A 21,915-nucleotide genomic window follows, 5' to 3' on the forward strand; every position below is an offset into this window, starting at 1 on the left:
ATTTCGTTAGTGGTTTATTTATCCGCTATAGATTCGGCCATCAATGGATGTTGTGGATCATTGTGTACATAATCTTCCGACAATGGATTCTCATCTTCAAACTTGATTAGTTTTCGTTTTGCAGCAATTGTTCCGAATAGATAGTAAAGCCCGGGAACAACGATTACACCGAAAATAGTACCTACAATCATACCACCAGCAGCAGCTGTACCGATAGTACGGTTACCAATTGCACCTGGGCCGGTTGCAAACACTAATGGAATAAGACCTGCAACAAAAGCGAAAGATGTCATTAAAATTGGACGGAAACGCTCTTTGGCCCCAGCAATAGCAGCATTGAAAACGGATAAACCTTGCTGATGTTTCTGAACCGCAAACTCTACGATCAGTACCGCATTTTTACCCAACAGACCAACCAGCATTACCAAACCTACCTGCGCATAAATGTTGTTGGAAAGTCCCATAACCTTTAATAGTATGAACGACCCAAAAACACCCGCTGGTAATGAAAGAATAACCGCAAGCGGTAATAAGAAACTCTCATACTGAGCCGCCAAGATCATATATACAAATGCCAGTACGATCAAGAAAATGTACAGGACTTCGTTACCACGGCCTACCTCATCTTTTGAAAGTCCTGCCCAATCAATACCATAACCTCTTGGCAATACTTCTGCCGCAACTTGTTGTATAGCTTCAATTGCCTCCCCACTACTAAATCCTGGAGCTGGCGAACCGTTTATGGAAGAAGTTGTATACAGGTTATAACGAGTAATCTCATTTAGACCCTGCTTTTTCTCCATTTTCATGAAAGCCGAATAAGGTACCATTTCGTCATGGTCGTTCTTCACGTACATTTTCATCACATCTGCCGGTAACTTTCTAAACTCCGGAGATGCCTGTACATATACTTTAAAGAAACTACCAAAACGTACAAAACCTTGTTCGTAGGTACTACCGATAAGAATAGATAAGTTATCCATTGCCTTGGCAATAGAAACGCCTTTTTGCATGGCCAGTTTGTTATCTATTTTTAGTTCATACTGCGGATAGTTTGCAGCAAAGAAGGTAAACAGACCTGACAACTCTTTTCGTTCTCTAAGTGCGGCCATGAAATCATCGTTCACTTTTTCAAAAGCCTTATAATCGCTAGAATTTGTTTTATCTAACAAACGCAAAGCAAATCCGCCTGCCGCTCCATAACCTGGCACCGCTGGTGGTTGAAAAAATTCAATAGTAGCTCCTGGTATGTCTTTCGCCTTCTCTTCTAGTTCTTCGATAATTTCTACCGATGACATTTCGCGATCAGACCAGTTTTCCAAGTTAATTAGACAGGTACCTGCGTTAGAACCACGACCTTCTGTTAAAACCTCATAACCCGCCAATGCAGAAACCGATTTAATTCCCGGTATTTCTTCCGCTATCATTTGTAGTTTACGAGACACTTCGTTTGTACGCTCTAAAGTAGATCCTGGAGGAGTTTGCAAAATAGCATAGATCATTCCTTGATCTTCATTAGGAATAAACCCTGTTGGCAATGTCTTACTTGTAAAAAATATACCCACACAAAAAGCAATCAACAGGCCAAAAGTTACCGATCGTCTGTTCACTATCACCTTAAGGAAGTTAGTATACCTGCCCGTTACTTTTTCGAACTTATTATTAAATCCATCTAAAAACCTATTCAAAAGAGTCTTCTTCCTCGCTACACCGTGGTTATTTTTCAATATCATAGCACAGAGAACCGGAGTAAGCGTTAAGGCTACAATCCCGGAAATAACAATAGAAGTCGCCATTGTTATTGCAAACTGTCTGTAGAAAACCCCAACAGGACCAGACATAAATGATACCGGAATAAACACTGCGGTCATTACCAAGGTTATGGCTATAATGGCTCCACTAATTTCGTGAACCACCATTTTTGAAGCCTTAAATGGTGAGAGATTGTCCTCTTCCATTTTTACGTGGACCGCCTCTACCACCACAATGGCGTTATCCACCACAATACCAATAGCTAGAACCAATGCGAAGAGCGTAATAAGGTTAATCGTCAGGCCAAATAACTGCATAAAGAAAAAGGCTCCAATTAACGAAACTGGTACCGCAATAGTTGGAATTAAGGTTGAACGCCAATCTCCCAAGAAGATAAACACTACTAAAGCAACCAATATGAAAGCTTCACCAAGGGTATGCACTACCTTTTCTATGGATGCATTTAAGAAACTAGAAACATCGTAACTGATTTCATAGTTCATCCCTTTAGGGAAATTATCGCCTTTTATCTCTTCTAATTTTTCTTTTACCGCTTTAATTACATCGTTCGCGTTACTACCCGCTGTTTGCTTTAGGGTAATTGCAGCAGAAGGATGCCCATCTAGGTTGGAATAGATATCGTAAAATTCACTCCCTAAATTAACATCGGCAACATCTTTCAAGTACAAAATCTCTCCATCAGGATTTGATTTAATTATAATGTCCTGATACTGTTTTGGCTCATTATATCGCCCTTCATAGGTTAACACATATTCTAGCGATTGTGAGCGTTTACCGGAGCTACGACCCAATCTACCAGGTGAACCAATGATACTTTGCTCTTGCAAAGCTTCCATTACTTCTTCGGTAGAAACGTTATAAGCACGCATCCTATCCGGTTTTAACCAAACTCTCATTGCGTATTGACGGCTACCGAGAATTTTTGCCATACCAATACCCTTGATCCGTTTTAATTCCGGCAGGATATTTACGTTAGCATAGTTGTATAGAAACTTTTCATCTGCATGTTCATCCTCACTATAAAGGTTTACATACATTAACATGTTGGGCTGTGCCTTAGAAATAATAATACCCTCCCGTTGTACCAGTTCAGGCAGCCTACTGGTAACCTGTTCTATACGGTTTTTGACACTCACTACGGCCTGGTTTGGATCTACACCCAAGTCAAAAATAACCTGAATAGTAGCTTCACCTGCACTCGTAGCATCAGAAGTCATATATTTCATTCCGGGCGTTCCGTTAATGGATTTCTCCATAGGAATCAACACCGAATTAACCAATACCTCTGCACTGGCACCTGGGTAGGCAATACTTACATTTACCCTTGGTGGTGCAATGGAGGGAAACTGCGATATGGGTAGTGTCTTGATGGCAAGCATGCCCAAGAACACTATGAACAGTGATATCACAATGGATAGCACTGGTCTTTCTATAAATTTATTAAACATATTCTTGCTATTTTTTGCGTTAGATTATTCAGAGTACAGTTCTAAATGAGCGATAACCTCATCGGGCTTTTCAAACTCAAAGGATATCTCATCGTTATCCCTAACCTTACGCAAACCTTCTAGCAAGATTTTGTCGCCTTCTTTTAATCCTTCGCTTACCGCGTAAAGATCTTCCATATCTGCAGATATGGTAATCTCTCTAGAGGATACTTTATTTTCATCATCAACTACAAAAACATATTTTTTATCCAGCACTTCAAAAGTGGCTTTTTGCGGAATAATTAAGGCATCTACTAATGGTACGGGCATTAAAACATTACCTGTCTCCCCATGTCTAAGCAAGCCGTCTGGATTGTTGAAAGTAGCTCTAAACGGAATGTTACCGGTCTCATTGTTGAAATCTGCCTCAATAGTTTCAACTAATCCAGAATGTTCAAATTGCCTGTTATTGGCCATCAATAAATTTACTGTGGCCTTGGTATCATCTTTTAGATTTGTTTTATAATCCAAATATTCAGGTTCGGATACGTTAAAGTACACCCACATTTTACTGTTATCCGATAGGCTGGTAAGTAACTCTCCTTCTTCCACAAGACTACCTGGTCTCACAAGAAAACGGTCAATTATACCATCAAAGGGAGCTCGTATCTCTGTAAAGCCCAAATGTACTTGTGCTAAGGCCAATTCTGCATTAGCTTTATCCAGCTTAGCCTTATCCATGGCCAACTCATTCTGAGAAACAACATCACTATCTGCTAACGATTTTGTGTTTAGGTATTCAATATTGGCAACTTCTGCTTCTGCTTTTGCCTTTTGTTGCTCTGCTTGATAAAGCTTAGGCATAATTTGAAAAAGCAATTGCCCCTTCTTTACAAACTGGCCCTCATCTACAAATACTTTTTGTAGAAAACCTCTTTCTTGTGATCGCAATTCTATATGCTGAATAGATTGTATTTGACAAACATATTCATTGGTAACAACAGTATCTTTTTTTAATGGACTGGTAACCAGGAACTTTGTTTCTGCTTCTTTGTGTTTCTTTTCTGATTTACAACTTGAGTGAAATAACAACACAGACAAGCTCATGAGCATGAAAATTCTTCTCATAACTTAATATTTTTAGTTTTGATAATGGTTTATGTAGATGTTCTTGGAACATCATTGAGGTAATTTTTTAAAGTGCCTTATTTTCCGCACGGCACTAAAAAAGAAAAGCCCGACAGAAGTATTTGTCGAACGTAGCCTCAAATCACAGCTGTAGAACGCTGAACATAAGGTGAAGTGTCTTATAAGTAGACAGGTAAGTAATATGCTGATAAAAAGTAAATTGATTTTTAATCAGGTGAAAAAAGTAACCTGTTTGATAAAATGTAGAAAGTAAATGTAAAGAAGTATACTCCTTTAATTGTTTTTCGGATAGCGTTGGCTCGCTTTCCTCCTCTTCCTCCTGTTCGTCAATAATTTCAATTTTACTGTTACGTTGCTTTTCAGAAGACGAAGACCTTAAACCAGATGGAATATACTGTTCAGGCTGAACGGTAGTGTTACTTCTTTCCGATTGATGCTCAATACTTATATCTGTGAGGGCGCTATAAGCTGTATTTGCAATTAATTGTCCGCAAACGCCTAGAATAAGTATACCTAGAGATAAAAAATATTTTGAGAAGCATTTTTTCATCTGGCTGCAAAACTAATGCACACCTTTAATGTGCACAAACTGTATCATCTTAAATGTTTGTTAACTCCCTTATTTTTTTTCATATTGTTATTCTTGCCTGAATATATCAATCAAAAGAGAACAAAAAGGTTCATTTTTTTAATATCTTTCCGTCAGGCCTTTGAGACTAAGGTCCTCTCTAAAACCATAGGCAACATGAAAAATGTATTTGACCAAACCGATGTGAACGAACTAGTTTCGCGCATTAATAACCTCAACTCAAAAAGTAATAATTTATGGGGCAGAATGAGTGTAGGCCAAATGATGGCTCACTGCAACGTTGCCTATGACATGACTTATACGGATCAATATCCTAAACCTACGGGTTTCAAAAAGTTTATGATTAAACTCATTGCTAAAAAAATGGTTGTGGGGCCTAAACCTTATAAAAGAAATATCCGTACGGCTCCTGAGTTTCTAATTACCGACGAACGAGATTTTGAATTAGAAAAACAAAAACTGGTTGCACATCTACAAAAGACACAGCAACTGGGTGCCGCACATTTTCAAAATAAAGAATCTCATGCTTTTGGGCCACTTACCTCACAAGAATGGAATGTTCTTTTCTATAAGCACTTGGACCACCACCTTCAGCAATTTAATGTTTGATCTCCTTTTTAAGGGAAGCCTTTTAAAATAAATCCATTAGACTTTTTGTGAACTTATTTTAATCATTTCCTGCACGCTCAACAGTCAGGAAATTTTGTTTTTTTACTATCTTTTAACCAACTAAATAACTCAACTATGATCGTTTACCTCTATGAATTTATAGGAACAGCCTTGCTCATCCTTATTGGAAATGGTGTTGTTGCTAATCTGGTATTAAAAGGCACCAAGGGTCCTGATACCGGCTGGACGGGTATTTCATTAGCATGGGGTATTGCTGTTTTTATAGGAGTTTATGTAAGTGCAGATGTTAGCCATGCCCATTTAAATCCTGCAGTGACCCTTGCGTTAGCAACAGCAGGAAAATTCAGTTGGGGACTAGTACCCGGTTATATGTTAGCCCAAGTTTTAGGTGCCATGATGGGTAACTTTATGGTTTGGCTTACTTATAAAAAACACTACGATGCCACCGAAGACCAAGGAGCTATTTTAGCTACCTTTTGCACTGGCCCCGCCATTAGAAGTCCTTTTTGGAATTTTATGACAGAGGCTATTGGAGCCTTTACTTTAGTTTTTGGTGTCTTTTTTATTGCCGGTGGTTCATTTGGCGAAGAAGCTATTTCACTTGGCTCGTTAGATGCACTTCCTGTAGCTTTATTAGTAATGGGTATTGGTTTTGGCTTAGGAGGCCCAACAGGCTATGCTATTAATCCTGCGCGGGATTTTGGTCCACGATTGTTACATGCTATCTTACCATTAAAAGGAAAAGGAAGCAGCGACTGGGGCTATGCTTGGATTCCCGTAGTAGCTCCTTTGTTTGGAGGTTTTGTTGCAGCTTTGGCTTATCTTGCTGTTTCTGTTTAAGTAATAAAGTATTATTTCATGAAAAAATTAGACTTTGTATTTATTTTCTTTCTAATCGTTCAGATTGGTCACGCCCAAGAATTCATAGAAATACCCTATGAAAAAAGTACGACCATAAAATGGACGCATGAAGAAAAGCAATACTTCTCAAAAATTTGGAATACAGAAGTAGTCACTAATGTGTCCGTTCCCACCCTGCAAATTTTTCAACCTAAAAACCCTAATGGCACCTCTGTTATAATAGCTCCTGGTGGTGCTTTATACGCGCATAGTATTAACAGTGAAGGAAGAGACGTAGCTAAATGGCTTGCATCTAAGGGAATAACCGCATTCGTTTTAAAGTACCGTCTTGTACCAACTGGTGAGGATGCCGTACAAGAAGTTAGTGATGAAGGACAAAACAATCCTGCCCGAATAGTAGAAAGAGTAGCCCCTGTATTACCACTGTCCGTTGCCGATGGACTTTCTGCTATTTCTTATGTTAGAGAAAACTCAGAAAAACATCAACTAGATCCAAACAAAATAGGCTTTATGGGCTTTTCTGCCGGAGGTGCTGTAACAATGGGTGTAGCCTATAACTACACAGAAAAAGACCGTCCTAATTTTATTGTTCCCGTCTATGCTTGGACGAGTGCCTACCCTGTTCAAGAAGCTCCTGAAAATGCACCGGAAATGTTGATAATCTGTGCTAGTGATGACCCACTAGGTCTTGCCCCGGGAAGTATTGAAATTTATAACTCCTGGATGAAGGCGGGTCATACACCTGAGTTACATATGTACGCAAAAGGTGGTCATGGTTTTGGAATGAAAGAACAAGGTTTACCATCGGATAATTGGATCGAGCGTTTCTATGATTGGTCAGTTTCACAAGGAATTACCACAACTTCAAAATCAGAATAAATGAAAGTATATTTTATTATCTTCCTGCTTACCAGCTTTATCTCAAACGCACAAAGTGGGTTTACAAATGAAGTAAAGGCTATTGGTCAAAAATATGACACCCTTTATGATGCTTCAAAAGAAAGTATTGTCTTTACAGGTAGTTCCAGTATCCGAGTTTGGAAAGATTTACAAGAACGGTTTCCTGAACATCAAGTTATAAATTCAGGGTTCGGAGGCTCACAGGCTGTAGATTTACTTCAATTCACCAATGACCTTATTCTGCGTTACAAGCCTAAGAAAGTTTTTATTTATGAAGGCGATAATGATATCCAAAGCAAAAAAAGACCAAAAGAAATTATAAGTACCATTGCTGAAATAAGTGACCTTATTTTTAAGGACAATCCACAGACCGAAATTATACTCATCTCTGCTAAACCCAGTATCTCTAGATGGAAACTGAGAAGAAAGTATAAGAAACTGAACCGTAAGATGGATAAAATGACCCTAACAGACGGACGGTTAAAATATGTTGATGTTTGGAAGCCTATGCTTGACGGAAGAAAGGTGAAAAAAGATATTTTCGTAGAAGACGGTCTACATATGAATTCAAAAGGATACGAAATATGGTACTCCACACTAAAAAATTACGTCAATTAGACCAGAAGTAATCCCAAACAATAAAAATTCCAAAAATGAAATCTAACTTGATCAAAGCATTGTTTATCAGCTGTATTTTTATAACCTTATGTTCTTGCGAACCTGAGAAAAAGAAACGCGTCCTGAACCTACCACAAACAGATTTGGCCATGGAAAACTTAATTCCACTACCCATGAAGGTCGTTCCTACCAATTCAGGTTTTGCGCTTGATAAATTTACGGCCATCTACACTTCAGAAAATGCTGATGGTTTTCCTGAAGTGGGAAAATTTCTCTCTGAAAAAATTCACGCTAAGACAACATTGGACATTTCTGTGAATGCTAAAGAAATTCCCGAACGAGAAGGTGTAATTTATATCAATCAATCTGACAGTCTAGAGTTAAACGCTCCTGAAGCCTACCAACTTTATATTACCAAAGATTCTATAATTCTAAACTCAAATACAGCGGCAGGTGCATTTAGAGGTGTGCAGACCATCCGCCAGATTATTCCTGAAATCCCTAACGATACTGTTGCGGCATATAAAGTTTGGAACATACCAACAGGTAAGATTATTGACAACCCTGTTTTTGAATACCGTGGAAGCATGCTAGATGTGGCCCGTCATTTCTTTAGCGTAGAAGACGTAAAGAAATATATAGATGTTCTAGCCTATTACAAATACAACGTGCTTCATCTGCATCTATCGGATGATCAAGGCTGGCGAATAGAAATTAAGTCTTGGCCAAAACTTACTGAAATTGGTGGTAGTACTGAAGTTGGCGGAAAATCCGGTGGTTTTTATACTCAAGAAGAATATACTGCCATCGTGAATTATGCAGCTGAACGCCACATGATGATTGTACCTGAAATTGATATGCCAGGACACACGAACGCAGCATCTGTTGCATACCCTTTTTTAAATGGAAATGGCAAAAAAGTAAAACTTTACACTGGTATGCGTGTTGGTTTCAGCACATTTGACACAAGAAAAGATACCACTTACGCATTTATTGACGATGTAGTTAGAGAAATATCTGCAATCACTCCAGGACCTTATTTTCATATTGGAGGAGATGAAAGCCATGTTACCAAGAAAAAAGACTATATCTATTTTGTTGAGAAAGTAGAAAAAATAGTTCAAAAGTATGGCAAGCGAATGATTGGATGGGACGAAGTTGCCACAGCAGATATGGATTCTTCTTCCATATCTCAATTTTGGGCCAGTAAAGAGAATGCGGACCTAGCCGTAAAAAAAGAAATGAAAATTATCATGTCTCCCGCAAAGAAAGCTTATTTAGACATGGAGTACGATACCCTTTCAAAACATGGGTTGCATTGGGCAGGATACATACCAACAGATACAGCTTACGTTTGGTCGCCAGAAACCTACGAAGGTATTCCATTAGAAAACATCTTAGGTATTGAAGCACCGCTTTGGTCTGAAACTATTAGCAATATAGATGAGTTAGAATATCTTGCGTTCCCACGTGCTATAGGTTATGCCGAATTGAGTTGGTCTACACCAGAAAACAGAGATTGGGAGAAATATAAAGTCCGTTTGGCCAATCAAGCACCGTTCCTAGACCAAATGAATGTAAAATACTATCCTTCACCATTAATAGATTGGAAGAAAAGTAAATATACCTACAAAGAAATTCAGAAAGATTGATTTGTTAAGTTCCAATTGAAGTGTTCGGTAAAGTGAACCTGAAATTGGAACTTTTACAACTTAACATTGAAGCTTTTTTTCCACCAATCCCTGAAGCACTGTACGCAAATCATTGAAATCTACAGGTTTTTCTAAATAGGTGATAATTTCTTTAAAAAAGGATGCTTTGTATCTATCTTCTGGCCTTCCTGAAGAAGTGGTTATTACTATGGGAATATCTGGACATAAACCCATGTCATTTTTAGCTTCCAAGAACTCCCAGCCGTCTAAAATGGGCATATTTATATCCAATAAAATTAAATCTGGACATTCATTGCCCTTTAAATAGTCTATTCCCAATTGACCATTAGTTACAATTGCTATATTCTGAAATCCAAGGCTATTTAACTTAGTTTTTGATATAAAGTTGGTTACTTCGTCATCTTCAATAATTAGTATATCTATCATTTTGGTTGATTTTATTATTTCTAAAATTGAATCTTAAACTCTGTTCCTTTATTAACTTGACTTTCCACTTCAATTTCACCACCACTTTCAGTAACAATTGAGTGAATAATATATAACCCGATGCCTAGGCCCTCTACATGAGTATGCATCCTCTTAAACAATCCAAAAACTTTATTGGACACACTTTGGTCAAAGCCCAATCCATTATCCTTAAAAGTCAGTTGCATTCTACCATTAACTTCTTTAGTTGATATCTTAATTATTGGTTTCCGTTTTGGGTGTCTGTACTTAAGAGAGTTGGACATAAGGTTTTGTATAATACTCTCTATGTGAATAGGGTTATAATTGATAATTGAGCAGCTTGAAAAATCTTCTTTTATAATAGTTCTACTTTTTATAATATCGTCAGAAAGACCTGCTTTTACCTTAGCCACCACCTCTGAAAAAACTACATCTTCACGAACACCATTAAAAGTAGACTTCATTGCAATTACTTTATTTAAAGCCGTAATTTTATCGCACATTACTTTAGTTACCTTTTGCATGCTATCTACTATAGGTGCTACTTCATCACTTACAGGGCCAGCCTTTAAAAACATTGAGAATAGACTTTTTAAATTTGTGAGTGGCGCTCTTAAATCATGTGCCGCCACATAGGAAAACTCCTCCAATTCCCGGTTAGATTTTATTAAATTATTATTAACGCTTTCCAAAGAGTTCTGCGCATTCTTTAACTTATCTATAGTGTCACTTAAATTTGTAATATCCAGTGTAGAAATACCAAGATATGCACCTACTTTAAATGCCCTACATGTCCACTTATAATGAAGGTTACCTTTCGCAAAAGCAAGTTCATCATACGCAACAGGAATTCCCGTATTAAGCACATCTTTGTAAGATTCATAGCGATCTGTACCTTCTAGGTACGGAAATACATCCAATAGATTTTTTCCAATAAAACTTTCTTTGGTAATACCCATTGTAGTCACAGACGCATGGTTAACGTCCACGAAATTCATTTGATCATCCAGAATAACAAAAGGAGAATGCGCATTTTCAAAGAAAGCACTCTTTAATTCGTTATTAATTTTGGTTACGTATTTTTTCATATTTTTTTTATTTAAAACAAATTAATGAGGACTTAGACTCCTAATTTATAGTTGTTTATAAAAAAATTAACTGAAAAAAGTTGTAAAGGAGAAAACTAAAGGTGAATGACAATTATCTATAGACGAAAAACAAAAGACTTTTTATCTATTTTATTTAAACTACTAGAAAACAGATGTTTAATATAATATGATACCCATAAAAAATAAGGTTCATTAAAATGTTTGGAATTGATACGCGACGACTAATCTTAAACTCTAAATAAGAAGTAAAGGGCTTACATAATTTTAAGAGAAGCTATTTAAATAAATAGGAGAAAAGAACTTTTCTCTAGTTACTATACCTAATTAAAGGTTCTTATGCGCTTTTATTAGCATATTTCGTAGATAGAAGCAACTTAGTAGCGTTCCAAAACTCTAGTGAGCTTGGATTTGGAGACAAGGAGTTTTCAGGGCTTTCAAAAAAGGTAGACACTAACAATTTGAGATATTGAAGATCACTATTTTCTGATTTTAAATGCTCAAAAGCCATATACCAAATCAGAAATTCCCTATTATGAATTCTATTTTCTGAGATCAGCGTAACTTCAGAATGTCTGTCGTCATTTTTAATTCTATCAAAAAGTTCTCTTACAACAATTTCTTCGCCTTCAATGTATTGTATGAACCTTTCTTTGAAAAAAAGTAAACATCCTGTAATGCCATTTTGATTATTAAATTCTCGTGCTTTTCCAAGCATTTCTTGAATTTCCTTAATGCTAAAATCAGTATTTGCTATAGAGGTATATACTAAACAGAACATGTAATTTGGTATGTGTTTGGTTGTCTTGGTATCACTAAGTTAGTAATTAAATCATGAAATAGATATCGAAAAACTTGCAATCGAACTACATACAGTTTATTCTTTTACAATGTTAAAGATTTATCTTACAAAAACTAAAAATCAAGAGCATCAGACTCACTTTTGAGTTTAAAAACCATATTAAAAAACCCTCATAAAGAGGGTTTTAATTCATCATAACCTATGAAAGTTGACTTTATTCTTCTTCTGAAGTACCATCTTTGTCTGCAGAAAAATCTGTAATATTATTTTCATGAAGAATGTTATACCATTGCATCACTTTTTTAATATCACTTGCATAAACTCTATCTTCATCGTAGTTAGGTAATATTTCAAAGAAATATTCTTCCAACTTAATTTTTTCTGCCTTGTGGGCTACTGAGGTTTTACCACCTTTTTCTTTTACCTGTATTTTTAAAAATACATCTCTTAACGGCAATTCTTCATCTAATGTATAAATTGCTATTTCAGAAAGAATGCTTACGTTACTGCGCATACCTACAGTAATACGTTTTTGGTCAATAAGCGATTCCGCAACAAACCCAGTACGGGTCTGTGTTACCAGTTTGTAAAGGCCTGGTTTTCCTCCAATGGATAAGATCTTATCTAAACTCATATAAAAATTTACATTTTAGGAGCGCAAATATTGCACTTTTCAACGGATTTCAATAAAACTTTAACGTCCTTTTTTCTGGTTAGGAAAACGCATGCGATAATCTGCTCTGATGTTTCCCTTAGAAATGTTGTTCAACCTGCTTTTTAGTAAGCGTTTTTTTAAGGGCGAAAGCTTGTCTGTAAACAAAATACCTTCAATATGGTCATATTCATGTTGAATAACCCTTGCTAAAAGACCATCATAGGTTTCCGTATGTTCTTTAAAATTCTCGTCTACGTAAGTAATTGTGACGGTATCTTTTCTTTTAATGTCTTCATGAATGTCCGGTATACTAAGACACCCTTCGCTAAAAGGCCATTCTTCACCCGTCTCTTCTTCAATATAGGCATTGATGAATACCTTTTTAAAACCGTCCAATTTCTTTTGATCTTCTTCAGAAAGGTCTTCGTCTTTTGAAAAAGGAGTGGTATCTACCAAGAACAGACGCACTGGCAACCCTATTTGGGGAGCAGCCAAACCAACTCCATTGGCATTATACATGGTCTCCCACATATTTTCAATCAACTCTTTTAACTTAGGATGTTCTTTAGGCAACTCATTGCCTACCTTTCGCAATACGGGATCGCCATAGGCGATAATTGGTAATATCATCTAAATTTTATTTAAATAGGCTTGAAGAATAATCGTAGCACTAATTTCATCTACCAATGCTTTATCTCTTCGCTTTTTCTTTTTTAGACCGCTATCTATCATAGTCTGAAATGCCATTTTTGAGGTGAAACGCTCATCATGACGTTCTACTGGTATGTGAGGGAAAACTTTTTTTAGTCGATTTAAAAATGGTGCTATTAAAGCTTCCGACTCACTTGGAGTATTATCCATTTGGCGCGGTTCACCAACAATGAATTTCTGTACATTTTCCTTTTCGGTGTACTCCTTTAAAAAATCTATCAGCTCAAAAGTACGGACAGTGGTTAAACCTGATGCTATTAGCTGTAACTCATCTGTAATGGCAATTCCTGTTCTCTTCTTTCCATAATCTAACGCCAACAATCTTCCCAATACTAATTTATTTTTTGCAAAAATAACCTATAAATTGTTATAACCGTAAAATTGAAACCCCAAATCATATTTGACTCTTATATTTGTACTTGAATGGACAGGGATACAAAAAACATCATTTGTTCCAGACAAATAATCATAAGATTAGAATACATCGCACTATCTGCGCTGTACATAACACTATAATTCTATAGAAAAATGACCGAGTTAAGAAAAACCATAGAAAATGCATGGGAAAACAGAGAACTTCTAAAAGAAGCTGCTACTCAAGAAGCCATAAGAGAAGTTGTAAACTTACTAGACCTAGGTAAACTGCGCTGTGCTGAACCAACTGAAAACGGTTGGCAAATCAACGAATGGGTAAAGAAAGGTGTTGTGCTTTATTTCCCTATTCAAAAAATGGAAACACTTGAAGCCGGTATTTTTGAATATCATGATAAAATTCCACTAAAAAGAGGTTATAAAGAAAAAGGTATTCGTGTGGTACCTAATGCCGTTGCACGTCATGGTGCTTATATCTCTGCCGGTACTATTTTAATGCCTAGCTATGTAAATATAGGTGCTTATGTAGATGAAGGAACAATGGTAGATACTTGGGCAACTGTAGGAAGTTGTGCTCAAATAGGAAAAAATGTTCACTTAAGTGGTGGTGTAGGAATAGGTGGCGTACTTGAGCCATTACAAGCGGCCCCTGTTATTATTGAGGATAATGCATTTATTGGTTCTAGATGTATCGTTGTTGAAGGTGTTCGCGTTGAAAAAGAAGCTGTTTTAGGTGCCAATGTAGTACTTACAGCATCAACCAAAATTATAGATGTTACTGGAGATGAGCCAATTGAAACTAAAGGTAGGGTTCCTGCACGTTCAGTTGTTATACCAGGGAGTTATACAAAGAAATTTCCTGCCGGTGAGTTTCAGGTGCCATGTGCCTTGATTATCGGAACACGAAAAGAGAGTACAAATAAGAAGACCTCTCTAAACGATGCGTTGCGTGAATATGACGTTGCTGTTTAAATTTTGTAGGAAATTTATTGGTTTGTATACTTTTTTATAGCTTTTATAGTTATAGTTTTGTTAATCGAAAGCACAGCTCTATACATTTACCAGTTTATGAACAGCCAAAGCGAAAAAATTTCAGCATTAATAATCACCTATAATGAGATTGGGTACATTGAAAAATGTATTGAATCTATGGTATTTGCAGATGAAATTATTGTGGTTGATTCATACAGTACGGACGGTACTTTTGAATATTTAGAAAATCATCCAAAGGTAAAAGTTATTCAAAGACCATTTGAAAATTTTACCGACCAGAAGTCTTTTGCCTTGCGCCAAGCTTCTAATGATTGGGTACTTTTTCTAGATGCAGACGAAGTTTTGACACCAAAACTTCAAAACGAAATTCAGCATACAATTAATAGTGGCACAAAGAAAAATGCCTTTTGGTTTTACCGAACTTTTATGTTCAAAGACGAAAAGGTATTTTTTAGCGGCTGCCAAACCGATAAGAACTACCGTCTTTTCCGGAAAAGCAAGGTTGCTTTTGCCAAAGACAAAATCGTACATGAAACCCTTAACGTAATTGGGGAATCAGGTACGTTAAAAACTAGATTGATTCATTATTCTTATAAAGATTATTCTGATTTTAAAGGTAAAATTTTAAAGTACGGAAGAATGAAGGCTATTGAATCGCTTCGTAAAGGCAGAAGATTTTCTTACGCCAAACTTGTGATTAAGCCTATTTGGAAGTTTTTCAACCGTTACATAATTCGTCTTGGCTTATTTGACGGATTTAAAGGACTTGTTCTTTCCTATATTCACGCTCGTGGTGTAGTAGAACATTATAAGGCCCTAAAAGCTTTAGAAACAGAAACTAGAACTTCTACAGCGCCTATCAGTACTATTTTGGAAAGAGCTGCTTAATTTTTTTTCGATTTACATCTACTCTAAGACTTTAATAGACTGTTATAAATAGTCGCTTTTCATATTTTGTATTAGCTCTACCCCTATATTTCTTAATTTATAGCAACAATTTTCTTTTGATCGATTTGTATGCTTATTTTTACCCTTTCGCGGAAAAAAGGCATGAAAGGTAAACCAAAACTCACCATAATCATATCATATTACAAGGCTTTGGAGAATCTAAAATTGATTCTGAAAGCGCTTGGCGAACAGAGTTTTAAAAATTTTGAGGTTATTGTTTCCGAAGATGATAACAATCCTGAAACGGTAGGGTTTATGGTTGATAATAAAGACCACTACCCTTTCATTATTCAACACTTAAACCAGCAAGAAGATTTAGGATTCCGTAAGAATATGATGCTAAACCTTTCAATTAAAGCTTCAAATTCTGATTTTTTAGTCTTTATAGATGGGGACTGTGTACCTCATAAACATTTTGCCAAACAATATGCAGATAAAGCCGAAATGGGCTATATCCTTTGGGGAAGACGTGTAATGCTAGGCCAGAAAAAGTCTATGCAAATTCTCAAAAACAAATCCTTATCCGGGCTTGATCTTTTTGCTCTTGCTAACTCAGACAGTGATAAACTTAAAGATGCCATTTATTCCCCAAAACTAAGTCTCTCTTTAAAAGAAAAAGGCTTAAAAGGTTGTAATTGGGGGATTTGCAAAGAACATTTAATTGCAGTAAATGGTTTTGACGAAGATTACGTAAGAGCCGGGGTTGGCGAAGATGATGATATAGAATGGCGTTTGAAAGAGAACGGACTCCATAAAAAATCGATGAAAAATAAGGCCATTGTTTATCATCTACATCATAAAAGAAGCTATGCTGATGAGGGAGTAAGAAAGAATAATGAACTCTTAGAACAAAAGAAAAAGGCTAACCACATAAAATGTCTTCACGGTCTAGAAAGTTTATATTAAACAAGCATAGCCCGTAAAACACTAAATAAACCTAAAAACGCTATTTTAGCTGCCCGATCAAACAGATTTTAAAAATGAGAATTGGCTTCGAAGCAAAAAGAGTTTTCCATAACAATACCGGTCTAGGTAATTACGGACGGGATGTTATCCGAATTCTTAAGAAATTCACCCCAATAGATCAATTTTATCTGTACACTACATCTGTTTCATCTCAAAAAAGATTTGATTCCTTTGACAAAATTGTTGTAAAACTACCAGAAAGTGGGCTTTGGAAAAAATTATCTTCTATTTGGCGCTTAGGGCCTGTGGCCAATCAGATTAAAAAAGATGGAATAAATTTATACCATGGTCTCTCGGGAGAGATACCATCCGGATTAAAACGAAGAGCCATACCTACCGTAGTTACCGTTCACGACCTTATTTTCTTTAGTCACCCTCATTACTACTCGTTTTTTGATAGAATTATTTATTCGATAAAATCAAAACATGCAGCAAAAAATGCGGACAAAATTATTGCAATTAGCGAACAGACTAAAAGGGACGTCATAAAATATTTAAAAGCCGAAGACTCTAAAATTGAAGTTGTTTATCAAGGTTGTAATCAAGCATTTAAGAAAGCATATCCGCAATCGGAAAAAGATAAGGTTCGTGAAAAATATAGCTTACCTGAACAGTATATATTAAATGTAGGTACACTTCAAGAAAGAAAAAACGCATTACTTATCGTAAAAGCTATTAAAGGCACGGACTATCAGCTGGTATTAGTAGGCGGTGAAAAGAAATATGCTCAAAAAATTCATTCTTACATCAAAGAAAACAACCTTGGGAATCAAGTTTCCTTTTTAAAAAATGTTTCTGTTACTGAACTTGCCGTGATATACAAAATGGCAACTATCTTCTGTTATCCTTCGCTTTGCGAGGGTTTTGGAATCCCTATTATTGAGGCATTGTTTAGTAAAATTCCCGTAATAACCTCACAAGGAAATTGTTTTCCCGAAGCAGGCGGACCTAATTCGGTATACATAGACCCATCTAGCGAAGAAGCCTTACAAGAAGCGTTCAAAAATCTTTATTACAACGAAGATGAAAGAAAACGTATAGCGGATTTAGGCTATACTTATGTACAACGTTTTACTGATGAAGAAGTTGCTAAAAACCTATTTAAGGTTTATAAATCTATGCTTTAATGAGAACTATCTGTTTCTTTAATAGTGTAGAAAGCTGGGGCGGTGGCGAAAAATGGCATTTTGACACCAGCCTGTATATGCACCAAAAAGGGCATCAGGTTCTTGTTATCACGCATGAAAAAAGTGAACTTCTAAATAGGTTAAAAGGCACGGGAGTGCCTACTATTGGTTTAAAGGTTGGTAACCTAAGCTTTTTGAATCAGGCTAAAATCGATAAAATAAAAAACATTCTTGTAGAGCATCAGGTGGGCTGCATTATCATCAATCTTTCTCGTGATTTAAAATTAGCGGGACTTGCTGCAAAAAAAGCGAGTACAGAAAAAATTATCTACAGAAGGGGTAGTGCTATACCTATTAAGGATTCTGTTCTTAATCGTTACTACTTTAAAAATGTAGTAACGCATATTTTAGCTAATTCAGAAGCTACTAAAAACACGGTTCTATCCAATAACCCAACGCTGTTTCCAAAAGAAAACATTACCGTTATTTACAATGGAATTGATATAGATGGATTTCTTAGCAAGGAAGTAGTACCCCAATATAGTTCCAAAAACAAAAATGAGGTCGTATTGGTCAACTTGGGTAGATTAGAGGCTCAAAAGAATCAACAATTCTTAATTTTACTGGCTAGCGAACTCAAAAAACGACAAGTTCCTTTTAAATTATTGATAGGTGGCGAAGGCCGGTTAAAGGAAACGTTGCAACAACAAGCAAAGGAACTGAATGTTACCGAAGATGTTCTTTTCTTAGGATTTATTGAAGAGCCTAAAAGCTTCATATCATCTGGCGATATTTTTCTTCTCTCCTCCTTATGGGAAGGCTTTGGCTATGTTTTAGCAGAAGCTGCACTCTGTAAAAAACCTGTCGTAGCTTTTGATACAAGTAGTAATCCTGAAATTGTATTACAGGAAAAAACAGGTTATCTAACCAAGGTAAATGACGTAGAAGCCTTTGCTGATAAAGTTGAAAAACTAATAACCAATCCCGAACTCAGAGAGGAAATGGGCCAGACCGGTTTTGAGTATGCTCAAAACGCATTTAATGCAAATAACATTCTTAAAAAAATTGAAAGTTATCTGATTTCAAAAAAGCCAAAAACAAATAATATTACGGCTTTGCTAATTACTTATAATGAGATTGAACATATAGATGCCGTTCTAGAAAATATTGACTTTGCAGATGAAATTATAGTTGTAGATTCATTTAGTACGGATGGAACTGTGGAACGTATAAAAGCACATTCTGGAGTAAAACTTATTCAAAGGGAATTCAAAAATTACACCGATCAAAAAGCATACGCCATGGAACAGGCGTCAAACGACTGGATACTTTTTTTAGATGCCGATGAAAGGCTAACCCCCGAATTACGTGCTGAAGTCATTGAAACTGTAAATACAAATGATGACGAAATTTCCGCATACTATTTCTACAGGACCTTCATGTTCAAAAAGGAAGAGCTACGTTACAGTGGCTGGCAAAGCGATAAAAATTACCGTCTTTTCAAGAAGAGTAAAGTCAATTTTACAAAAGACCGTATTGTTCATGAAACCTTAGTTGTTAATGGTAAGTCAGATGTATTGAAAAATAGACTTATCCATTATTCCTATAAAAATTACGAAGACTACAAAAGTAAGATGGTCAAATACGGTCAGATGAAGGCTATTGAAGAACTCCCTAAAAACTATAGTCCTAATGCCTATCACTTCATTGTTAGACCTTCATATAAATTTATAAACCATTACATTTTAAGGCTTGGTATTCTAGATGGAAAAAAAGGTGTTATCATCTGTTATCTGAATGCTCTTGGCGTTTATTCGCGCTACAAAGAACTAAAACGCCTTAGAAAACAGCGCTAATTTTTTGATATGCAAAATCTGAATACAGAAATCAACAAATGCATAGAGGTGCTACAAAACGGTGGCCTTATTCTCTACCCTACAGATACCGTATGGGGAATAGGTTGTGACGCAACTAACGAGGTAGCTGTGCAGAAAATCTACGACCTGAAACAAAGAAAAGACAGCAAGGCTCTTATCTGTCTCGTTGCCAATGATGCTATGTTGGAACGAACGATTGAAGAGGTTCCTGAAGTGGCTTATGATATAATAGACCTTTCTACAAAACCAACTACCATCATTTACGATAAGCCTAAAGGTGTTGCGAAAAATCTAGTTGCTGCCGACAATACTTTGGGCGTTAGAGTCGCATCGGATAAATTTTGTAGATATTTAATTAATAAGTTCAAGAAACCTATAGTTTCCACTTCTTCTAATATTTCTGGAAGACCAACTCCCAAAAGTTTTGATGAAATAGACGCCGTTATTTTAAAAGGTGTAGACTATGTGGTAAATTTGCAGCCCGAACAAAAATCCGCAGTACCCTCAGCCATTATAAAACTGAGTAACGATGGTACGGTCAAGGTTATACGGCACTAATTTATAATAAAATACATATTTAGGTTTTTATAGGATGACAATAATCCATAACCTAGAGTCTAAAAATTAAACTTTTGAACCACACACAAGCGCTCGCCAACCCTATTTTTAAAATCGTTTCACAAGCTGCGGATGAACTTGGGGTAGATTGTTATGTAATTGGTGGGTTCGTCAGGGATTATCTACTTGAACGAGGAACACATAAAGATATAGACATTGTAGCTATAGGAAGTGGTATAGATCTGGCAAAAAAAGTGGCATCTTTACTAAATGGGAGACCAAAAGTTAGTATTTTCAAAAATTTTGGGACCGCTATGTTACGCCATGACGATATTGAATTAGAGTTTGTAGGTGCCCGTAAAGAAAGTTACCACAGAGATAGTCGGAAACCAGTGGTTGAAGATGGAACTCTAGCAGACGACCAAAACCGACGCGATTTTACCATCAATGCTTTAGCGATTTCATTGAATTCTAGTAATTACGGAGCAATGCTAGACCCTTTTGATGGCATTTCTGATTTAGAGAACAAAATTATTCGCACGCCCCTGCAGCCAGGAATTACGTATTCTGATGACCCGTTGCGAATGATGCGCGCCATTCGTTTTGCTACTCAACTAAATTTCACGATTGAGGAGGCTTCTTTACAAGCTATTACGGATAATAAAGAGCGTATTACAATTATCTCCAAAGAGCGTATTGTAGATGAACTAAATAAAATTTTAGAAAGTAGTGTCCCATCTTTGGGCTTTTCCCTACTTAATAAGACAGGCCTTCTCCCTTATATTTTACCCGAGTTAGTTGCCTTGCAGGGTATAGAAGAAATTGAAGGACAACGCCATAAAGATAATTTTTGGCATACGTTAGAAGTAGTTGATAATATTTCGGAAACCACAGACAACCTTTGGTTGCGTTGGGCTGCATTGTTACACGATATTGGTAAAGCGCCGACTAAAAAATTCCACAAAAAAATTGGATGGACATTTCATGGACATGAATTCGTTGGTTCAAAAATGGTGTACAAGCTTTTTAAGCGACTCCGCATGCCACTGAACGATAAGATGAAGTTCGTCCAGAAAATGGTGTTAATGAGTTCCAGGCCAATTGTTCTGTCCGAGGATTATGCAACAGATTCTGCAGTACGCCGTCTAGTTTTTGATGCAGGTGAAAATGTTGAAGATTTAATGACCCTGTGTGAGGCAGATATTACTACAAAGAACCCAAAGAAACAGAGAAAGTATAAAAATAACTTTAAAGTTGTTCGTCAAAAGATTATTGAAGTAGAAGAGCGTGATAACATTCGTAAGTTCCAGCCTCCAGTAAGTGGCGAAGAAATTATGGAAACTTTCAACTTAAAACCTTCAAAAGAAATAGGCATTATCAAAGAAGCAATTAAAGAAGCCATTTTAGAAGGTGAAATTCCCAATGAATATGAAGCAGCAAAAGAATTTATGCTGAAAAAAGGAAAAGCAATTGGTCTTACACCGTCCTAAATTCAGCACATTAGGATACTTCTTTATATTAAAAAAAGATACCAGGCTATTTTAACAATAGACCTCATATTCTAACGTTTTACTGTTGAGACACAATGAAAAGACAATCGCATCGTTCATGTGATTTTTTTATCAACGACATATTTATCAATTGTGCCGATTTATTTTGGTAGTCAACGATTAGAATAGTCACAAATGATAAAAATAGATACCTTTACATAGGCAGATTCAAGATTGTCCCCC

The 21,915-nt window shown here is 36.4% G+C and carries 21 protein-coding genes; 12 read left to right on the forward strand and 9 right to left on the reverse strand.

The features are described from left to right. Window positions 1-14 precede the first annotated feature (14 nt). From IWB64_RS00565 to IWB64_RS00575, 3 genes are all read right to left on the reverse strand, one after another. The gene (locus IWB64_RS00565; protein ID WP_194532183.1) at window positions 15-3,221 is read right to left on the reverse strand and encodes an efflux RND transporter permease subunit; all 3,207 of its coding nucleotides are present in this window, start codon (window positions 3,219-3,221) and stop codon (window positions 15-17) included. Between the two features lie 24 nt (window positions 3,222-3,245). After that, a complete protein-coding gene (locus tag IWB64_RS00570) occupies window positions 3,246-4,328 on the reverse strand; it encodes an efflux RND transporter periplasmic adaptor subunit (protein ID WP_194532184.1) in 1,083 nt (360 codons plus the stop codon). Window positions 4,329-4,470: 142 nt separating this feature from the next. After that, the gene (locus tag IWB64_RS00575) at window positions 4,471-4,899 is read right to left on the reverse strand and encodes a hypothetical protein (RefSeq protein ID WP_194532185.1); all 429 of its coding nucleotides are present in this window, start codon (window positions 4,897-4,899) and stop codon (window positions 4,471-4,473) included. 195 nt (window positions 4,900-5,094) lie between these two features. Between IWB64_RS00575 and IWB64_RS00580 the strand changes: the two genes are divergently transcribed. The 5 genes from IWB64_RS00580 (at window position 5,095) to IWB64_RS00600 (ending at window position 9,599) form a co-directional block, all read left to right on the forward strand. Further along, window positions 5,095-5,547 carry a DUF1569 domain-containing protein gene (locus tag IWB64_RS00580; RefSeq protein ID WP_194532186.1) on the forward strand — a complete coding sequence of 151 codons (453 nt, stop codon included), beginning with the start codon at window positions 5,095-5,097 and terminating at the stop codon, window positions 5,545-5,547. A 135-nt stretch (window positions 5,548-5,682) separates the two neighbouring features. Next, entirely contained in the window at window positions 5,683-6,408 is a 726-nt protein-coding gene (locus IWB64_RS00585) for an MIP/aquaporin family protein (protein WP_194532187.1), read from the forward strand. Between the two features lie 18 nt (window positions 6,409-6,426). Continuing rightward, the gene (locus tag IWB64_RS00590) at window positions 6,427-7,308 is read left to right on the forward strand and encodes an alpha/beta hydrolase (RefSeq protein ID WP_194532188.1); all 882 of its coding nucleotides are present in this window, start codon (window positions 6,427-6,429) and stop codon (window positions 7,306-7,308) included. After that, window positions 7,309-7,947, forward strand: a complete 639-nt coding sequence (locus IWB64_RS00595; protein WP_194532189.1) for a GDSL-type esterase/lipase family protein — start codon at window positions 7,309-7,311, stop codon at window positions 7,945-7,947. Between the two features lie 35 nt (window positions 7,948-7,982). Continuing rightward, window positions 7,983-9,599 (forward strand): family 20 glycosylhydrolase, encoded by a 1,617-nt coding sequence (locus IWB64_RS00600; RefSeq protein ID WP_194532190.1) that lies wholly within the window; start codon window positions 7,983-7,985, stop codon window positions 9,597-9,599. 60 nt (window positions 9,600-9,659) lie between these two features. Here the strand turns inward: IWB64_RS00600 and IWB64_RS00605 are convergent, their stop codons facing one another. From IWB64_RS00605 to ruvX, 6 genes are all read right to left on the reverse strand, one after another. After that, window positions 9,660-10,046 carry a response regulator gene (locus tag IWB64_RS00605; protein WP_194532191.1) on the reverse strand — a complete coding sequence of 129 codons (387 nt, stop codon included), beginning with the start codon at window positions 10,044-10,046 and terminating at the stop codon, window positions 9,660-9,662. A 20-nt stretch (window positions 10,047-10,066) separates the two neighbouring features. After that, on the reverse strand, window positions 10,067-11,155 hold the full coding sequence (locus IWB64_RS00610; RefSeq protein WP_194532192.1) for a PAS domain-containing sensor histidine kinase: 1,089 nt from the start codon (window positions 11,153-11,155) through the stop codon (window positions 10,067-10,069). Between the two features lie 355 nt (window positions 11,156-11,510). Next, window positions 11,511-11,954 (reverse strand): BLUF domain-containing protein, encoded by a 444-nt coding sequence (locus IWB64_RS00615; protein WP_194532193.1) that lies wholly within the window; start codon window positions 11,952-11,954, stop codon window positions 11,511-11,513. 235 nt (window positions 11,955-12,189) lie between these two features. After that, window positions 12,190-12,609 carry a DUF5606 family protein gene (locus IWB64_RS00620; protein ID WP_194532194.1) on the reverse strand — a complete coding sequence of 140 codons (420 nt, stop codon included), beginning with the start codon at window positions 12,607-12,609 and terminating at the stop codon, window positions 12,190-12,192. A 60-nt stretch (window positions 12,610-12,669) separates the two neighbouring features. Then, entirely contained in the window at window positions 12,670-13,260 is a 591-nt protein-coding gene (gene def, locus IWB64_RS00625) for a peptide deformylase (protein WP_194532195.1), read from the reverse strand. Next, the gene (gene ruvX / locus IWB64_RS00630; protein WP_155595511.1) at window positions 13,261-13,671 is read right to left on the reverse strand and encodes a Holliday junction resolvase RuvX; all 411 of its coding nucleotides are present in this window, start codon (window positions 13,669-13,671) and stop codon (window positions 13,261-13,263) included. Between the two features lie 198 nt (window positions 13,672-13,869). On the opposite strand from ruvX, the gene IWB64_RS00635 reads away from it, so the two are divergent. From IWB64_RS00635 to IWB64_RS00665, 7 genes are all read left to right on the forward strand, one after another. Continuing rightward, complete coding sequence (locus IWB64_RS00635; RefSeq protein ID WP_194532196.1) at window positions 13,870-14,685, forward strand: 2,3,4,5-tetrahydropyridine-2,6-dicarboxylate N-succinyltransferase; 816 nt, start codon at window positions 13,870-13,872, stop codon at window positions 14,683-14,685. 96 nt (window positions 14,686-14,781) lie between these two features. Next, the gene (locus IWB64_RS00640) at window positions 14,782-15,594 is read left to right on the forward strand and encodes a glycosyltransferase family 2 protein (RefSeq protein WP_194532197.1); all 813 of its coding nucleotides are present in this window, start codon (window positions 14,782-14,784) and stop codon (window positions 15,592-15,594) included. A 162-nt stretch (window positions 15,595-15,756) separates the two neighbouring features. Further along, complete coding sequence (locus IWB64_RS00645) at window positions 15,757-16,560, forward strand: glycosyltransferase (RefSeq protein ID WP_194532198.1); 804 nt, start codon at window positions 15,757-15,759, stop codon at window positions 16,558-16,560. 74 nt (window positions 16,561-16,634) lie between these two features. Further along, window positions 16,635-17,747, forward strand: a complete 1,113-nt coding sequence (locus IWB64_RS00650) for a glycosyltransferase family 4 protein (protein WP_194532199.1) — start codon at window positions 16,635-16,637, stop codon at window positions 17,745-17,747. Further along, window positions 17,747-19,603, forward strand: coding sequence for a glycosyltransferase (locus IWB64_RS20570; RefSeq protein ID WP_194532200.1), 1,857 nt, complete (start codon window positions 17,747-17,749; stop codon window positions 19,601-19,603). Before IWB64_RS00650 ends, IWB64_RS20570 begins: the two co-directional genes overlap by 1 nt. A gap of 9 nt (window positions 19,604-19,612) precedes the next feature. Beyond that, on the forward strand, window positions 19,613-20,182 hold the full coding sequence (locus IWB64_RS00660; RefSeq protein ID WP_194532201.1) for an L-threonylcarbamoyladenylate synthase: 570 nt from the start codon (window positions 19,613-19,615) through the stop codon (window positions 20,180-20,182). Between the two features lie 74 nt (window positions 20,183-20,256). Continuing rightward, window positions 20,257-21,672, forward strand: a complete 1,416-nt coding sequence (locus IWB64_RS00665; protein ID WP_226975772.1) for a CCA tRNA nucleotidyltransferase — start codon at window positions 20,257-20,259, stop codon at window positions 21,670-21,672. Window positions 21,673-21,915: the final 243 nt, after the last annotated feature.

The sequence above is a fragment of the Zobellia nedashkovskayae genome, assembly GCF_015330125.1.
GTDB lineage: Bacteria > Bacteroidota > Bacteroidia > Flavobacteriales > Flavobacteriaceae > Zobellia > Zobellia nedashkovskayae.

Coding starts and splice junctions, on each gene's coding strand:
- IWB64_RS00650 (WP_194532199.1), top strand. CDS start 16,635: ATGAGAATTGGCTTCGAAGCAAAAAGAGTTTTCCATAACAATACCGGT.
- IWB64_RS00635 (WP_194532196.1), top strand. CDS start 13,870: ATGACCGAGTTAAGAAAAACCATAGAAAATGCATGGGAAAACAGAGAA.
- IWB64_RS00640 (WP_194532197.1), top strand. CDS start 14,782: ATGAACAGCCAAAGCGAAAAAATTTCAGCATTAATAATCACCTATAAT.
- IWB64_RS00605 (WP_194532191.1), bottom strand. CDS start 10,046: ATGATAGATATACTAATTATTGAAGATGACGAAGTAACCAACTTTATA.
- IWB64_RS00565 (WP_194532183.1), bottom strand. CDS start 3,221: ATGTTTAATAAATTTATAGAAAGACCAGTGCTATCCATTGTGATATCA.
- IWB64_RS00645 (WP_194532198.1), top strand. CDS start 15,757: ATGAAAGGTAAACCAAAACTCACCATAATCATATCATATTACAAGGCT.
- IWB64_RS00620 (WP_194532194.1), bottom strand. CDS start 12,609: ATGAGTTTAGATAAGATCTTATCCATTGGAGGAAAACCAGGCCTTTAC.
- IWB64_RS00660 (WP_194532201.1), top strand. CDS start 19,613: ATGCAAAATCTGAATACAGAAATCAACAAATGCATAGAGGTGCTACAA.
- IWB64_RS00600 (WP_194532190.1), top strand. CDS start 7,983: ATGAAATCTAACTTGATCAAAGCATTGTTTATCAGCTGTATTTTTATA.
- IWB64_RS00590 (WP_194532188.1), top strand. CDS start 6,427: ATGAAAAAATTAGACTTTGTATTTATTTTCTTTCTAATCGTTCAGATT.
- IWB64_RS00595 (WP_194532189.1), top strand. CDS start 7,309: ATGAAAGTATATTTTATTATCTTCCTGCTTACCAGCTTTATCTCAAAC.
- IWB64_RS00615 (WP_194532193.1), bottom strand. CDS start 11,954: ATGTTCTGTTTAGTATATACCTCTATAGCAAATACTGATTTTAGCATT.
- IWB64_RS00580 (WP_194532186.1), top strand. CDS start 5,095: ATGAAAAATGTATTTGACCAAACCGATGTGAACGAACTAGTTTCGCGC.
- IWB64_RS00585 (WP_194532187.1), top strand. CDS start 5,683: ATGATCGTTTACCTCTATGAATTTATAGGAACAGCCTTGCTCATCCTT.
- IWB64_RS00610 (WP_194532192.1), bottom strand. CDS start 11,155: ATGAAAAAATACGTAACCAAAATTAATAACGAATTAAAGAGTGCTTTC.
- IWB64_RS20570 (WP_194532200.1), top strand. CDS start 17,747: ATGAGAACTATCTGTTTCTTTAATAGTGTAGAAAGCTGGGGCGGTGGC.
- IWB64_RS00575 (WP_194532185.1), bottom strand. CDS start 4,899: ATGAAAAAATGCTTCTCAAAATATTTTTTATCTCTAGGTATACTTATT.
- IWB64_RS00570 (WP_194532184.1), bottom strand. CDS start 4,328: ATGAGAAGAATTTTCATGCTCATGAGCTTGTCTGTGTTGTTATTTCAC.
- def (WP_194532195.1), bottom strand. CDS start 13,260: ATGATATTACCAATTATCGCCTATGGCGATCCCGTATTGCGAAAGGTA.